Source organism: Subtercola boreus, assembly GCF_003399635.1.
Lineage (GTDB): Bacteria > Actinomycetota > Actinomycetes > Actinomycetales > Microbacteriaceae > Subtercola > Subtercola boreus_B.
This window is the reverse complement of the sequence record NZ_NBXB01000029.1, coordinates 65,174-79,757: the sequence shown is the minus strand read 5'-3', so window position 1 is coordinate 79,757 and position 14,584 is coordinate 65,174. Positions and strand designations below refer to the sequence as shown.

Genomic DNA, 14,584 nt, shown 5'->3' with positions numbered 1-14,584 from the left:
GGAGCTTGCTTCAGCGCTGTCGGGGGAGTCGGTCAGCCCAGCGAACGGGCACGGCCAGACCCTCCGCACAGCACCACGGGGATTGATAGGTTTAAGCAGTGAGTCCAGAAGCAGAGCCCTCCGCGACCGGGGGCGACCAGTCGGTTTCCGGTGCGCCCGCCTCCGCCGTGTCAGGCCGCACCCCGGTGCGCCGTGCGCCGGCCAGGCCACGCGCCGCGACCGGCGCTTCTGCGGGCCGGGTGCAGAAGGATCGGCCGGCGGAGGGCGCGGATGCCCCCAAAGGTGAAGGAGCCACGACGGCGAAGAAGCCGTCCGCCCCGCGGAAGCCCGCTGCGGCCAGAGCGCCACGCACGGAGGCGCCGCGCACGACGACGGCGAAACCGGCTGCGCCGCGTACCACGACGCCCCGAACCACTACACCGCGCACCACCACGCCACGTGCCAGCACGCCACGTACCACCACGCCACGTGCCAGCACGCCACGTACCACCACGCCCCGCAGCACTGCGCCCCGCACATCCACGCCCCGCGTGTCGACGGCGAGCACCGCTGCTGTGCCGGAGGTCGCGCCTGCGGTGCAGGAGATCGTGGTCGTCGAAGAGGTCGTGGTGACCGATGCTGCCGTGGTCGATGCTGCCGCGACCGTCGAAGCTGTCGCCGATGAGCCCGTAGTCGATGAGTCCGTAGTCGATGAGCCCGTAGGCAATGAGGTCGTCGAAGGGCCTGCTCTCGCCGAAGACAGTGTCGATGCGGCTGTTGTCGCGCGTGCAGAAGCTGCGAACGACCGGGTCGCTGCGGTCGAGGCAGCCGATGCGCCTGTCGCCGCGCTGTCGCTCGTCGGGCTCGTGAAGCGATTCGGGTCGACGATCGCTGTCGACGGAGTCGACCTCGAGGTCCACCGGGGCGGCTTCTACGGCATTGTGGGGCCGAACGGTGCGGGCAAGACCACGACGCTGTCGATGATCACGGGGCTGCTCCGGCCTGACGCGGGCGAGATCCGGGTGAACGGTCTGGATGTCTGGGCCGATCCGGTTGCGGCCAAGCGCTCGATCGGCGTGCTCCCCGACAAGCTGCGTCTCTTCGACCGGTTGACGGGCCGGCAGCTGCTGCACTACTCCGGGTCGCTCCGGGGCCTCGACGGCCGCGCCGTCCGCGAACGTGCCGATGAACTCGCTGAGGCTTTCGGCCTTCAGGATGCCCTGGGCAGGCTCGTCTCCGACTATTCGGCCGGAATGACCAAGAAGGTGGCACTCGCCGCCTCGATGATCCACTCCCCGCGGCTCCTGGTGCTCGACGAGCCATTCGAGGCGGTCGACCCGGTCTCGGCCGACACCGTCACCGAGATCCTCCAGCGCTACGTCAGTGCCGGTGGCACGGTCGTTCTCTCGAGCCACAGCATGGACATGATCGAGCGCGTCTGCGACGGCGTGGCCATCATTGTGCACGGCAGGGTTCTCGCAAGCGGCACCGTTGACGAAGTACGGGAGGGTTCCACCCTCGAAGACCGGTTCATCGAGCTCGCCGGTGGGCACAAAGCAGTCAGAGGCATGGAATGGTTGCTCAGCTCGTTGGACTGAGGCTCTCGCTCCTCAGGAACATCTTCGCCGGCTCCCGGGCCCGGCGTTTCGGCGTGGGCATCGGGTTGCTGGCGGGGCTCATCGCGGTGATCGCGGTCTTCCTCCGCATCTCGGGACTCGCCAGCCTGGACGTCGTGCTCGCGCGCAACGAGACGGTGATCGGCGGCTCGGCCATTGTGCTCGCCTTCGTGCTGGTGCCGCTGCTGCTGCAGCGCGACGACCCGATGGATCCGCGCCGGTTCTCGCTGTTCGGCATTCCCGCCCCCCGGCTCGCGCTGGCCGAAGCGGTGAGCGCCCTCGTGGCGTTGCCTGTCGTTGCGGTCGTCGTGTTCGCGGTGGCCACGGTCGTCGCGTGGTCGCCCACGCCGCTTGGCGTGTTGCTCGCGTTGGTCGGGTCGGTGCTCGGGGTGGCCACCTGCGTGCTCTGCGGGCTCATCTTCTCGTCGATCTCGGCCCTCGTGCTTGTGACCCGTCGCTCCCGGGAGGTCGCGGGCGTGGTCGGGGTCTTCGTGCTGGTGCTGCTGGCACCGGGGGTCGCCCTCGCGCTCACCGTCAACTGGGGCTTCGCGGTATCCAGTCTCAGCCTGAGCGTCGCCCTCCTGTTGGGCTTCACCCCCCTGGGCGCCGCGTGGGCCATCCCGGCGGCGGCCGCGAACGGGGACTCGGGCGGTGCTCTGCTCTGCTTCCTGATCGCTGTCGTCACGGTTGCTGTGCTCTGGCTTGTCTGGCGATCGCTGGTGACTCTGATGCTCACCTCCACGCGCCCCGAGAGCGAAGAACAGGCCCAGCCGGGTGGGCTCGGCTGGTTCGGCAGTCTCCCGTCGACGCCGGCCGCCGCCGTCGCGGCGCGAAGCCTCACGTACTGGTCCCGCGACCCGCGCTACTACGTTCCGCTGATCATCGTGCCGATCGTTCCGGTGATCCTGGCGATACCGCTGCTGGTCGTCGGCTTCCCGCTGGAGTTCTACGCCCTCGTACCCCTGCCGATCATGTGTCTCTTCCTCGGGTTCGCCATCCACGACGACGTGGCGCTCGACAACACGGCGGTGTGGTTGCACATCGTCTCCGGTAGGCGGGGGCTGGCCGACCGGCTCGGCCGCCTGGCCCCGGTTCTGCTGATCGGCCTCCCGCTGATCGGCATCGGCTCGGTCGTCACCGTCTTCGTCTCGCGGAACGCGGATGCACTGCCTGCCCTGCTCGGTGTGAGTTCGTGTCTGCTGTTCGCCTCCGTCGGCTTCGGCAACCTGATTTCGGCGCGGTTCCCGTATGCGGCCACCCGGCCGGGCGAGAGTCCTTTCACGCAGCCCCAGCTCACCGGTTCGACGTCGGTGTTCGTGCAGGTGGGAACCCTGGTGGGAACGCTCGCCGTCTCCACACCGGCCGTCGTCTTCGGGGTGCAGGCCATCCTGCTCGGGCAGCCCGACCTCTACTGGGCCGCCCTCTGGTGGGGTGTACCGACCGGCGTGGTCGTGCTCGTTCTCGGCACCCTGGCGGGAGGCGCGGTGTTCAACCGCCGCGGGCCGGAGATCCTCGCGGCCTCCGTTCGCGGCTAGACTTTTGCCATGAGTATTTCAGAGCCGGGCGGCCTGCCCGATGGCGGCGGAACCGCAACGCTCGACCGTGAGCTCGAAGAACTGCTCGAAGCCGAGCAGATCGATCCCGGAGACCACGACCGCTTCTCGCACTACGTGCAGAAGGAGAAGATCCTCGAGTCCGCGCTGAGCGGCGCGCCGGTGAAGGCCCTCTGCGGCAAGACCTGGGTGCCGGGGCGCGACCCCGACAAGTTCCCGGTCTGCCCGACCTGCAAGGACATCTACGAGGGCCTCATCGCCGACGAGTAGGTCTCCTCGCCTAAACGGCTCACTGCCTAGCTGCCTGACTGCCCACCTCCCTAGCTGCCATCGGCGTACTCGGTCGGGATGATCGCCTCGCCGCCCCGCGAGAGGCGGAACGCGCTCGGGGCCAACTCCCGGCGCACTTCGGCGTGGTGCTCGCGGGCTCGCTGAACGCCGACCGGGCCGAGGTGATCGCCGACAACCACACCGTCGACGATCAGGTCGACGAGGAGCGGGCGTTCGGATCCGGCCGTTGCGGCCGCAGTTAGCGTCACGCCCTGCGGGCCGGCTCCGGATGCCTCGTCGCCCGCGATCCCGTCATGCGCCCCGCGCGCGGCGCCCCCCTCGACGTAGAGCACCTCCGCTGTGGCCGTGCCGGAGGCGTCTAGTCGCCTGGCGGCGTTCTTGCGCCCGCCGACAGTGCTCTTCTTCGCGGACCGTTTGGCCACCGACATCCAGTCGCCGTCATCCCGGCGGTGCGCAACCAGCTTGTAGACCATGCCGGCCGCGACCGAACCCGAGCCGGTGACGACCGATGTTCCGACACCGTAGGAGTCGACGGGGGTTGCCGCGAGGGCGGCGATCGTGTACTCGTCGAGATCGTTGGTGACGGTGATCTTCGTGTCGTGGTTTCCGAGGGAGTCGAGATGCGTCCGCACGGAGGCGACGAGCGCGGGCAGGTCGCCTGAATCGAGTCGCACGGCGCCGAGACCGGGGCCCGCCACCTTGACAGCGAGCTCGGTGGCCTGCTCCACGTCGTAGGTGTCGATCAGGAGGGTCGTACCGGGCCCCATCGCCTCGATCTGCGAGCGGAAGGCGTCTTCTTCGGAGTCGTGCAGCAGCGTGAAAGCGTGCGCGGCCGTTCCCATGGTCGGCACGCCCCATGAGCGCCCCGCCTCCAGGTTGGAGGTGGCCGCGAAGCCGGCGATGTAGGCCGCACGGGCTGCCGCGACGGCCGAACGCTCACCCGTCCGCCGGGAGCCCATCTCGGCCAGCGGGCGATCGCCCGCCGCCGACACCATGCGCGCGGCGGCTCCCGCCACCGACGAGTCGTAGTTCAGCACGCTCAGCACGAGCGTCTCGAGGATGACGCCTTCGCCGAAGGATGCCTCGACAGTGAGGATCGGCGAGCCGGGAAAGTAGAGCTCACCCTCCCGGTATCCCCGGACGGTGCCCTGGAAACGGTAGTCGGCGAGCCAGTCGAGCGTCGCCGAGCGCACCACGTTGTTCTCGCGGAGCCAGTCGAGCTCGGGTTCGCCGAAGCGGAAGTCGCCGATGAGGTCGAGCACCCGCCCCGTGCCCGCCACGACGCCGTAGCGCCTGCCGTGCGGAAGGCTTCGGGCGAACACTTCGAAGAGGCACGCCCGATCGGCGGTGCCGTCGGCGAGAGCGGCGTCGAGCATCGTGAGCTCGTACCGGTCGGTGAGGAACGCCGACGAGCTGCGGGGCTCCGGAGAAACGAGGGGCGGGGTGGACGAGGGAACCGCGGGGGAGGAGCTCACAGGATCGAGCGTAGCCTGCGGGTAGGCTCGTCAGTTGTGAGCGACGCACCGATTGGCATCTTCGATTCCGGAGTGGGCGGCCTGACCGTCGCCCGGGCCATCCGCGACCAGTTGCCCAACGAATCGCTCCTCTATGTCGGTGACACCGCGCACTCGCCGTACGGGCCGAAACCGCTCGCCGATGTGCGTCGCTTTGCGCTGGCGGTGCTCGACGATCTGGTCGATGAGGGCGTCAAGATGCTGGTCATCGCCTGCAACACGGCGTCGGCCGCGATGCTGCGGGATGCCCGGGAACGCTATTCGGTGCCCGTGGTCGAGGTCATCCAGCCCGCGGTGCGCGCCGCCGTGACGGCCACCCGCAATCACCGCGTGGGGGTCATCGGCACCACGGCGACCATCACCTCACGGGCCTACAACGACGCATTCGCCGCGGCTCCCCACCTCGAACTGTTCAGCGAAGCCTGCCCGCGGTTCGTCGACTTCGTCGAGAGCGGTGACACGTCGAGCCCCGAACTGCTCGCTGTGGCCGCCACCTACCTGGCGCCGCTGAGCGAGGCCGGTGTCGACACGCTGGTTCTCGGATGCACGCACTATCCGTTCCTGAAGGGCGCGATCAGCGTGGTGATGGGCGACGGCGTGACGCTGGTGTCGAGCGACACCCAGACCGCGAACGATGTCTATCGCGAATTGGTGCAGTTGGGCATCCAACGCACCGCGAAGACTGCCCCGACCTACCGTTACGAAGCGACGGGCGAGAGCGCAGAGGAGTTCCTCCGGTTGGCGAACAGGTTCCTCGGGCCGCAGGTCTCGGCGGTCGACCTCGTCGAGACCGGCGCGATCTCGCTGCCCGACATCGCCCTCGTGCGCGCCGCCCTCGCCGAGCAGTCCACAGAGCGCCCCGGCATCCGACCCCACCCCCGTTTCAAGGAGAACCCATGACCGACACCACTTCCTCCCCGCTCGTGCGCGCCGACGGCCGCGCCGCCGCCGACCTCCGCCCCGTGACGATCGAGCGCGGGTGGAGCAGCCAGGCCGAGGGATCGGCGCTCATCTCCTTCGGCAACACGAAGGTGCTCTGCACGGCGTCGTTCACCAACGGTGTGCCCCGGTGGATGTCAGGGAAGGGCAAGGGCTGGGTCACCGCCGAGTACGCGATGCTGCCGCGGTCGACGAACAGCCGCATGGACCGGGAATCGGTGAAGGGCAAGATCGGCGGCCGCACCCACGAGATCTCGCGCCTGATCGGCCGTTCGCTCCGCGCTGTCGTCGACATGAAGGCACTGGGTGAGAACACCATCGTGATCGACTGCGACGTGCTGCAGGCCGACGGTGGCACCCGCACCGCCGCGATCACCGGCGCCTATGTGGCCATGGTCGATGCGATCGAATGGGCAAGGGGTCGCAAGTTCATCGGCCAGAAGGCCCAGCCGCTCATCGACAGCGTCGCCGCGATCTCGGTGGGGATCATCGACGGATCGCCCATTCTCGATCTGGCATATGTCGAAGACGTGCGTGCCGACACCGACATGAACGTCGTGGTCACCGGCCGCGGTCTCTTCGTCGAGGTGCAGGGAACCGCCGAGGGCGCCCCGTTCGACCGTTCGGAACTGAACGCGCTTCTGGATCTGGCTCTCCTTGGAACCACCGAACTCACTGCAGCCCAGACCGCTGCACTCACCCCTGGGGCGGCCGCGTGACCCGCGTGCGCGTCGTGCTGGCCACGCACAACCAGCACAAGGTCGACGAGTTCCAGAAGATCCTCGGTGCCCGGCTGCCGGAGCTCGAGATCGTGAAGTACGAGGGCCCGGAGCCGATCGAGGACGGGACCACGTTCGCGGCGAACTCCCTGATCAAGGCGCGAGCGGCGGCCCTGCACACCGGGCTGCCCGCGCTGGCCGACGACTCGGGTATTGCCGTCGACATCCTCGGCGGGTCTCCCGGGATCTTCTCCGCACGTTGGGCAGGCCACGGAAAGGGCGACATCGCGAACCGCGAGCTCCTGCTCGACCAGCTCGCCGACATCCATGACGACCAGAGGGGCGCGGCTTTCGTCTGCCATATCGCTGTTGTCGTGCCTGCGGGAGCAGGGGGCGAGCCGGATGCCGCGGCCTCCGAAGATGTGGCGTCGGGCTTCTGGCGGGGCACGGTCATCCGTGAGGCGCGGGGGACGAACGGTTTCGGCTACGACCCGGTGTTCGTGCCGACTGGTCTCGACGTCACCGCGGCCGAACTCAGCGCCGATCAGAAGAACGCGATCAGCCACCGCGCGCTGGCGTTCGAGAACGTCATCCCCCTGCTGAGAATGAACGTCATTCCCAAGTAGCGCTGCAAGGCCCGGCGCCTGCGTTTCCCGCCCTATCCTGTAAGCGATGAGCACCGAGAGCGAAGACCAGGGCATCGCGGCAGGCGAGGCCGTCGGCGGCAACGGCCACGGCCACAGCCACAGCCACGCCTCGGGAGCGATGAACCGCACCCGGCTGCTGATCGCCATCGGCATCGTCACCCTCGTGCTGATCGTCGAGGTCGTCGGTGCGCTGGCCAGCGGTTCGCTGGCACTGCTGGCCGATGCCGGTCACATGCTGTCGGATCTCTTCGGGTTGGTAATCGCTCTCGTCGCGTCGATCATCGCTCTGCGCCCGGCGTCCGACCGTCACACGTTCGGGTTCCAGCGCGCGGAGGTGCTGGCTGCCCTCGCCAATGGGCTGATCCTGGTCGTGGTCGCTGTCTTCGTGGGCGTCGAGGGGATTTCGCGGTTGCTCTCGCCCGGGACCGACCACGTGCAGGGCACGCCGATGCTCATCATTGCGTCGATTGGCCTCGTTGCGAACGTCGCTGCGCTCCTTGTGCTCCGCGGTGGTGACCGCACATCGTTCAACATACGGGGCGCCTATCTCGAGGTGCTGGGCGACACTCTCGGCTCCATCGCCGTGATCATCGCGGGCATCGTGATCATCACGACGGGCCTGGTGGCTGCGGATGCGATCGCCTCCCTCGCCATCGCCGTGATGATCGTGCCGCGTGCCTTCGTGCTCATCCGCGACGTGGTGGCGGTGCTCATCCAGTCGGCTCCGAAAGAGACGGACGTGCAGCAGATCCGCCGTCACATCCTCGAGACCGAGGGTGTTCTAGAGGTGCACGACGTGCATGTCTGGGCGATCACCTCAGGGGAGCCGGTCTTCTCGGCCCACGTGGTCGTCGACAAGCAGATCTTCGCCGACGGCGAGACGGGCGCGCTACTCGATCGCCTGTCGGGCTGCCTCACGTCGCACTTCGATGTGGAGCACTCGACGTTCCAACTCGAGCCTGCGGAGCACGCCGGGCACGAGAACGAGCAGCACCGCTAGACGTCGATCAGCTTCCGCGCTCGATGCGCCGCGCTTGGGGCGGGTGGCCGTTCAGGCCAGCTGCCGCGCTCGATGCGCCGCGCTTGGGGCGGGTGGCCGTTCAGGCCAGCTGCCGCGCTCGCCTACTTTGCGTCGTGCGTGCCGTGCGCGCCGCGGTTGAAGACGGTGGGGTCGAGCAGCAGCTCCTCGGCAGCGCCGGTGGCTTCGACGGCTTCGGCGTCGCTCGCCGCGGCGGCCTTCTTGGCCTTCCGTGAGGACTGGATGGTGTGGAAGACGGTCGGAACCAGCGTCAGCACCACGACGGCCAGCAGCACAACGTCGATGTACTTCTCGGTGAAGTCCTTCACCATCGGGATCTGGCCGAGGAAGAAGCCCAGCATGACGATGCCGCCGCCCCAGATGAGGGCGCCGATCGCGTTGAAGAAGCTGTACTTGCGGGAATCCATTTTGCCGACACCGGCAGCGATCGGGGCGAAGGTGCGGACGACCGGGACGAAGCGCGCAACGACGACGGCGAAGCCGCCGAACCGCTCGAAGAAGGCGTTGGTGCGCTCGACGTTCTTGATGCTGAAGAAGCCCGATTCCTTACGCTCGAAGATGCGGGGGCCGGCCTTCCGGCCGATGAGGTAACCGACTTCACCGCCGATGAAGGCGGCGAGAGCGATGGCGGGTGCGACAAAGTAGATGGGCACACCGATGGTGCCGGTGAAGGTGAGGAGGCCCGTGAAGAAGAGCAGCGTGTCGCCAGGGAGCACGAAGCCCACGAGCAGGCCGGTCTCGGCGAAGATGATGAAGCAGATACCGAGCAGCGCGAACGGTCCGAACCCGTTGATCAGCGTGTTCGGATCGAGCCAGGGGATCAGGGCTGCGTGCATGGTCTAGCTCCAGTCGTCGGGATCTCAGCGGCCGGCCGCAAGGAATCGGCTTTCTCGCGTACGGGAGAAGGGACTTGAACCCTCACGCTCGAAAGCACAGGTACCTAAAACCTGCGTGTATACCAATTTCACCACTCCCGCGTAGAACACCCTCAGTGTAATGGTTCGGGTTCAGCCCCTTGCGCGGAATCCCAGCGATTTGTGAGCAAGGCTCCGCGGTACGAATCGTGGGATGTAGCGGAGCATCACACCCGCCCCGAGGAAGCCGATCACACCGACGGTTCCCACGGCGAGCGGCAACCCCGCGACGGCCACGACGGCCGCGATGAGCACCGGCGCGGCGGCGGATCCGAGGTCCCCGGTGAACCGGAACGCACCGAGGAACGGGGCCGGCGAGCTCTTCGGCGCGAGATCTGCACCGAGCGTCATCACGATTCCGCTGGAGATGCCGTTCGAGAGCCCGAGCAGGATCGTCAGCACGATGAACCAGCCGAGGGCGTGGCTGAAGTCGTGTGTGAACGACAAGATGACCAGGCAGACACCCATCCCGATCATCGATGGCATCACGCTCCAGAGCCGGCCGAAGCGGTCCATGATCTGGCCGCTGGTGTAGAAGAGTGCGAAGTCGATTGCCGCGCCGAGTCCGACTATGAGAGCAGTCGTGCTCTCGCTGAGCCCGAGACTCAGCGCCCACAGGGGGAGCACGACGGTGCGGCTCGCCCGCAGCGCGCTGACGATGGCGACGCCCAGCCCGATCCGGGTCAGCACCTGCCGGTGGGCCCAGATGGTACTGAACAGGCCCGCGGCTTCGGCGGCGACCAGGGTCTCGCCGGCATCCGGTTTCGTCAGCTTCTCCGTCGGGTCGTCGACAATCAGCAGCAGCACGATGATGGCGACACCGCAGACGCCCATGACGAAGAAGACCGAGAGGGCGGAGCCTGTAAGCGCGATGATGCCCGCCCCGAGGAACGGGCCGATGAACCAGCCGGCCCGGAACGTTCCGCCGAGCGTGGAGAGGGCGCGCGCCCGGAATTCGACGGGCACGAAACTCGTCATGAAAGCGTGGCGGGCGAGCGCGAAGATCGCCGCCGACAGCCCGAGCAGGAAGATCCCGATGCCGAACAGCAGTGGCTCGCGGGCGAGCAGGCACAGGATGATCGCAGCGATCGAGAGCACGGCGGCGTAGATCATCGACCGGCGTTCGCCGATCTTCGAGACGACCCACCCGCTCGGGATGTCGCCGACCAGCTCGCCGATCATGGTCATGCCCGCAATGAAACCCGCCAGAGCAAGGCCGGCGCCGAGGTTGCCGGCTACCGCAGGGATGATCGGGATGATCGCGCCCTCGCCGATCGCGAAGAGCAGGGCTGGGATCAGAGCGGATGCTGCCACCGACCTGATGCGGAATGCGGTGGCAGGCTCGGCGGGGGCCGGCTCGGAAGTACTCATCAGGTAACCAGTTTACGTGCGCGGAACCGTGGCCCCGGCACCCGGCCCGCGGCACCCGGCCTGCCGAGAGGTGGAGCGGGTAGGCTGGGGGATCGTGTTAGAACTCGACCTCTCTGAGCAGATCAGTGCCCTCCGTTCCACCTTCGGCGACATCCAGTCGGTGGTCGACGTCGAGGGGCTCAAGGTGCAGATCGCCGATCTCAGCGAGCAGGCGGGCGTGCCCGACCTCTGGAACGACACCGAGAAGGCCCAGAAGGTCACCAGCGACCTTTCGCACCGGCAGGCCGAACTCGCCAAAATCGTGAGCATCAACTCACGGCTCGACGACCTCGAGATCATGGTCGAACTGGCAAACGACGAATCCGATGAAGACGCCGTTCTCGAGGCCCAGGCCGAGCTCCGGAGCATCACGAAGCTCCTCGGCGAGCTCGAGGTGCAGACGCTGTTGAACGGGGAGTACGACCCGAGGCCGGCGGTCGTGACGATCCGCGCCGGCGCGGGCGGGGTCGACGCTTCCGACTTCGCCGAGATGCTGATGCGCATGTACCTCCGCTGGGCCGAGCAGCACGGCCACAAGTCGACCGTTCTCGACACCAGCTACGCCGAAGAGGCGGGTATCAAGAGTGCGACGATCGAGATCGACTCGCCCTATGCCTTCGGAACCCTCTCCGTCGAGGCGGGCACGCACCGCCTGGTGCGCATGAGCCCGTTCAACTCGGCCGGAAAGCGCCAGACGAGCTTCGCGGCTGTCGAGGTCGTTCCGCTGATCGAGACCACCGACGTGGTGGAGGTGCCCGAGAACGACATCCGGGTCGACGTGTTCCGTTCGAGCGGACCGGGTGGCCAGTCGGTCAACACCACCGACTCCGCCGTGCGGATCACCCACCTCCCGACCGGGATCGTCGTGAGCTGCCAGAACGAGAAGAGCCAGATCCAGAACCGTGCTGCGGCCCTCCGGGTGCTGCAGTCGCGCCTGCTGCTGCTCCAGCGCGAGCAGGAGAACGCGACGAAGAAGGAGCTGGCGGGTAACATCACTGCGAGCTGGGGCGACCAGATGCGGAGCTACGTGCTCGCGCCGTACCAGATGGTGAAGGATCTCCGCACCGACTACGAGGTCAACAACCCCAGCAACGTGTTCGACGGCGACCTCGACGGCTTCATCTCGGCGGGCATCCGCTGGCGGAAGCGCAAACAGGACTAAGAGATCACCGAGCCATTTCCCAGCTTCGGCGCCACGCTTGGGCATTGGGCATGTCGCTGGGCGGATTGCCCGCACGTGCTGCTTAGGCTGACCTCGCCATGATTCGATTTGACCAGGTAAGCAAGATGTACAAGGGCACGGCCAAGCCGGCGCTCAACACGATCGACCTCGAGATCCTGCGGGGTGAGTTCGTCTTCCTCGTGGGTGCCTCAGGCTCCGGCAAGTCGAGTTTCCTCCGCCTCGTGCTGAAGGAGGATCGCCCCTCGAGCGGCAACATCCACGTACTGGGTCAGGACCTCGGGTCGATCTCGTCACGCAAAGTGCCGTACTTCCGCCGGAATCTCGGCGTCGTCTTCCAGGACTTCCGCCTCCTGCCGAACAAGAACGTGTTCGACAATGTGGCGTTCACGCTCCAGGTGATCGGCAAGTCCCGGGGATTCATCCAGGAGGCCGTGCCCGACGTGCTCGCCATGGTCGGCCTGGCCGAGAAGGCCGGCCGCCTACCGCACGAGCTCTCCGGTGGTGAGCAGCAGCGCGTGGCCATCGCCCGCGCTGTGGTCAACAAGCCCGCCATCCTGCTGGCCGACGAACCGACGGGAAACCTCGACCCCGTGACGAGCGCCGGCATCATGAACGTGCTCGACCGCATCAATGCCGGTGGAACCACGATCATCATGGCCACCCACGACAACGCGATCGTCGACCAGATGCAGCGCCGGGTCGTCGAACTCGTCAGCGGCCAGGTCGTGCGCGACGACCGCCAGGGCGGCTACGGAACGACCACCGAGATCAGCCTGCAGGACTCCGGCATGACCGCCGAGATCACCCGTCCCGATCCGCTCTCCCTCCGCATGCAGGCCACGGGAGCCATCGAACGTCCCGTCTTCGCCACGACCGAGACCGGGCAGCAGGTGCTCGTGCAGCCTGTCGGCATGTCGCTGCCTGCTTCCGGAACCACCGCGGTCATCGAGGATGTCTCCGACGACACTCCGTTCTTCTTCCCGCCCGCCGACACCGGCGAGGTCGAGGTTCCGGATGCGCGGGGCGTGGCCGCGCCGGAGCCTGCAGCCGTGCAGCCTGCAGCTGTGCAGGCCGCAGCCAGGCAGACCGCCGAGCCTGATCCGGAGCCTGAACCTGAACCCGCACCCGCACCCGCCGACGACAGGGATTCGCTGATGACCGGGCAGATCAGCCTGGCCGAGACCCTCGGTCTTCGTGCGCGCGGCGAGAGCCACGACAGAGCCGCCGACCAGAACGTGGGGCCCACCCAGTGAGACTCGCACTCATCCTCGGCGAGGTCGGCACCGGCCTTCGTCGCAACATGTCCATGGTCGTCTCGGTCGTGCTCGTGACTTTCATCTCTCTCACTTTCGTGGGCGCCGCCATTCTGCTCCAGATGCAGATTGGCCAGATGAAGAGCTACTGGTACGACAAGGCGCAGGTCGCCGTGTACATGTGCACGACGACCTCCGGCGGCGCGAACTGCACGAACGGTGAGGCCACCGACGACCAGATCGCGGCGGTGGATGCCCAGCTGAAGTCGCCGACGCTGTCGCCGTTCGTCCAGCAGTACTACTTCGAGACGCACGAGCAGGCCTACGAGAAGTTCAAGCAGCAGTTCGCTGGAAATGACGTCGCCCAGTACGTGACGCCCGACCTCCTCAACCAGACCTTCTGGATCAACATGGTCGACCCGCAGCAGTCGGCGGTGCTCGTCGAGAGCCTGTCGGGCCTCCCGGGGGTGGACAGCGTGGTCGACCAGCGCAGCTACCTCGAGCAGATCTTCTCGATCCTCAATGCGGCGAGCTACACCGCCATCGGTATCGCTGTGCTGATGCTCGTGGCCGCGGTGCTGCTGATAGCGACCACGATCAGGCTGTCGGCGTTCTCCCGAAGACGGGAGATCGGCATCATGAGGCTGGTGGGGGCATCCAACCGGTTCATCCAGACGCCGTTCATCCTCGAGGGCGTGATCGCCGCGCTCATCGGATCGGTGCTGGCCGGTGCGGCTGTCTGGGGCGTGGTGCATTTCTTCGTGCAGGGCTATCTGCAGACAGCGCTGCCCTTCACCGCCTTCGTGACCGACAACGACGCCTTGCTCTTCGTCGTGCCGACGCTCATCGTGCTGTCGGTCGTGCTCGCCGCGCTCTCCGCCAAGTTCGCCATCACCCGGTACCTGAAGGTCTGAGCTGTTCGAACGGCTGAGCAGTTCGAACAACTGAGCAGTTCGGACGGCATAGACTGGAGGGCTGCTGCGCGCTTCGCAGCTCTTCCACCACCGATCTTCCAGGAGTGCTCGTGCCACGCGAACGCGGAGAAAAGGTCGTCGCGACCAACCGCAAGGCCCGCCACGACTACAGCATTGAAGACACGTATGAGGCGGGCCTCGTGCTCACCGGCACCGAGGTCAAGTCGCTGCGGGCCGGTCGGGCATCCCTCGTCGACGGCTACGGCTACATCGACGGGGGAGAGGCGTGGCTCGACGCCGTGCACATCCCCGAGTTCAACCAGGGTTCGTGGAACAACCACCCGCCGCGCCGGAAGCGCAAGATGCTGCTGCACAAGGCGCAGATCCTCAAGATCCACAACAAGGTGAAAGAGGGCGGCTACACGCTCGTGCCGCTGCGGCTGTACTTCAGCGACGGCAAGGCCAAGGTCGAGCTCGCGGTGGCGAAGGGCAAGCGCGAATACGACAAGCGCCAGACGCTTCGCGAGCGACAGGACAAGCGCGAGGCCGGCCGCGCGATGGGAACGCAGCGCAACCTCGGGGACTGAACTGAGTTGTGATCAACTCGTTACGA

General features: G+C 67.1%; 15 protein-coding genes and 1 tRNA gene. 11 read left to right on the top strand and 5 right to left on the bottom strand.

Features of this window, described 5'->3' with window-relative positions:
* Positions 1-91: 91 nt before the first annotated feature.
* Complete coding sequence (locus tag B7R22_RS10315; RefSeq protein ID WP_116411663.1) at positions 92-547, bottom strand: hypothetical protein; 456 nt, start codon at positions 545-547, stop codon at positions 92-94.
* On the opposite strand from B7R22_RS10315, the gene B7R22_RS10310 reads away from it, so the two are divergent.
* From B7R22_RS10310 to B7R22_RS10300, 3 genes are read left to right on the top strand one after another with little or no spacing between them, the layout of a single operon-like run.
* Complete coding sequence (locus tag B7R22_RS10310) at positions 531-1,577, top strand: ABC transporter ATP-binding protein (RefSeq protein ID WP_253259001.1); 1,047 nt, start codon at positions 531-533, stop codon at positions 1,575-1,577. The two genes, B7R22_RS10315 and B7R22_RS10310, sit on opposite strands and share 17 nt — an antisense overlap.
* Positions 1,553-3,130 (top strand): ABC transporter permease, encoded by a 1,578-nt coding sequence (locus tag B7R22_RS10305; RefSeq protein WP_116411662.1) that lies wholly within the window; start codon positions 1,553-1,555, stop codon positions 3,128-3,130. Before B7R22_RS10310 ends, B7R22_RS10305 begins: the two co-directional genes overlap by 25 nt.
* A gap of 9 nt (positions 3,131-3,139) precedes the next feature.
* Positions 3,140-3,418, top strand: coding sequence for a DUF3039 domain-containing protein (locus B7R22_RS10300; protein WP_116411661.1), 279 nt, complete (start codon positions 3,140-3,142; stop codon positions 3,416-3,418).
* Between the two features lie 50 nt (positions 3,419-3,468).
* Here B7R22_RS10300 and B7R22_RS10295 read toward each other — a convergent pair whose 3' ends face one another.
* Positions 3,469-4,815 carry a nicotinate phosphoribosyltransferase gene (locus B7R22_RS10295; protein ID WP_116411857.1) on the bottom strand — a complete coding sequence of 449 codons (1,347 nt, stop codon included), beginning with the start codon at positions 4,813-4,815 and terminating at the stop codon, positions 3,469-3,471.
* Between the two features lie 135 nt (positions 4,816-4,950).
* Here B7R22_RS10295 and murI point away from each other — a divergent pair, with 135 nt between their 5' ends.
* The 4 genes from murI to B7R22_RS10275 all read left to right on the top strand — a co-directional run bounded on the left by murI (position 4,951) and on the right by B7R22_RS10275 (position 8,258).
* Entirely contained in the window at positions 4,951-5,853 is a 903-nt protein-coding gene (gene murI, locus B7R22_RS10290) for a glutamate racemase (protein WP_116411660.1), read from the top strand.
* Positions 5,850-6,611, top strand: a complete 762-nt coding sequence (gene rph / locus B7R22_RS10285; RefSeq protein ID WP_116411659.1) for a ribonuclease PH — start codon at positions 5,850-5,852, stop codon at positions 6,609-6,611. Before murI ends, rph begins: the two co-directional genes overlap by 4 nt.
* Entirely contained in the window at positions 6,608-7,237 is a 630-nt protein-coding gene (gene rdgB, locus B7R22_RS10280; protein WP_116411658.1) for an RdgB/HAM1 family non-canonical purine NTP pyrophosphatase, read from the top strand. Before rph ends, rdgB begins: the two co-directional genes overlap by 4 nt.
* Positions 7,238-7,376: 139 nt before the next feature.
* Positions 7,377-8,258, top strand: a complete 882-nt coding sequence (locus B7R22_RS10275; RefSeq protein WP_116411856.1) for a cation diffusion facilitator family transporter — start codon at positions 7,377-7,379, stop codon at positions 8,256-8,258.
* 122 nt (positions 8,259-8,380) lie between these two features.
* Here B7R22_RS10275 and B7R22_RS10270 read toward each other — a convergent pair whose 3' ends face one another.
* The 3 genes from B7R22_RS10270 to B7R22_RS10260 all read right to left on the bottom strand — a co-directional run bounded on the left by B7R22_RS10270 (position 8,381) and on the right by B7R22_RS10260 (position 10,582).
* The gene (locus B7R22_RS10270; RefSeq protein ID WP_116411657.1) at positions 8,381-9,133 is read right to left on the bottom strand and encodes a DedA family protein; all 753 of its coding nucleotides are present in this window, start codon (positions 9,131-9,133) and stop codon (positions 8,381-8,383) included.
* 59 nt (positions 9,134-9,192) lie between these two features.
* Positions 9,193-9,274, bottom strand: a tRNA-Leu gene (locus B7R22_RS10265).
* A 30-nt stretch (positions 9,275-9,304) separates the two neighbouring features.
* Positions 9,305-10,582, bottom strand: a complete 1,278-nt coding sequence (locus B7R22_RS10260) for an MFS transporter (RefSeq protein WP_116411656.1) — start codon at positions 10,580-10,582, stop codon at positions 9,305-9,307.
* A gap of 94 nt (positions 10,583-10,676) precedes the next feature.
* Between B7R22_RS10260 and prfB the strand changes: the two genes are divergently transcribed.
* The 4 genes from prfB (at position 10,677) to smpB (ending at position 14,558) form a co-directional block, all read left to right on the top strand.
* On the top strand, positions 10,677-11,783 hold the full coding sequence (gene prfB, locus B7R22_RS10255; protein ID WP_116411655.1) for a peptide chain release factor 2: 1,107 nt from the start codon (positions 10,677-10,679) through the stop codon (positions 11,781-11,783).
* Between the two features lie 98 nt (positions 11,784-11,881).
* Positions 11,882-13,057 (top strand): cell division ATP-binding protein FtsE, encoded by a 1,176-nt coding sequence (ftsE, locus tag B7R22_RS10250; protein WP_116411654.1) that lies wholly within the window; start codon positions 11,882-11,884, stop codon positions 13,055-13,057.
* Entirely contained in the window at positions 13,054-13,971 is a 918-nt protein-coding gene (gene ftsX / locus B7R22_RS10245; protein WP_116411653.1) for a permease-like cell division protein FtsX, read from the top strand. The genes ftsE and ftsX overlap by 4 nt, the downstream gene beginning before the upstream one ends.
* Positions 13,972-14,081: 110 nt before the next feature.
* The gene (smpB, locus tag B7R22_RS10240; RefSeq protein ID WP_116411652.1) at positions 14,082-14,558 is read left to right on the top strand and encodes an SsrA-binding protein SmpB; all 477 of its coding nucleotides are present in this window, start codon (positions 14,082-14,084) and stop codon (positions 14,556-14,558) included.
* Positions 14,559-14,584 lie beyond the last annotated feature (26 nt).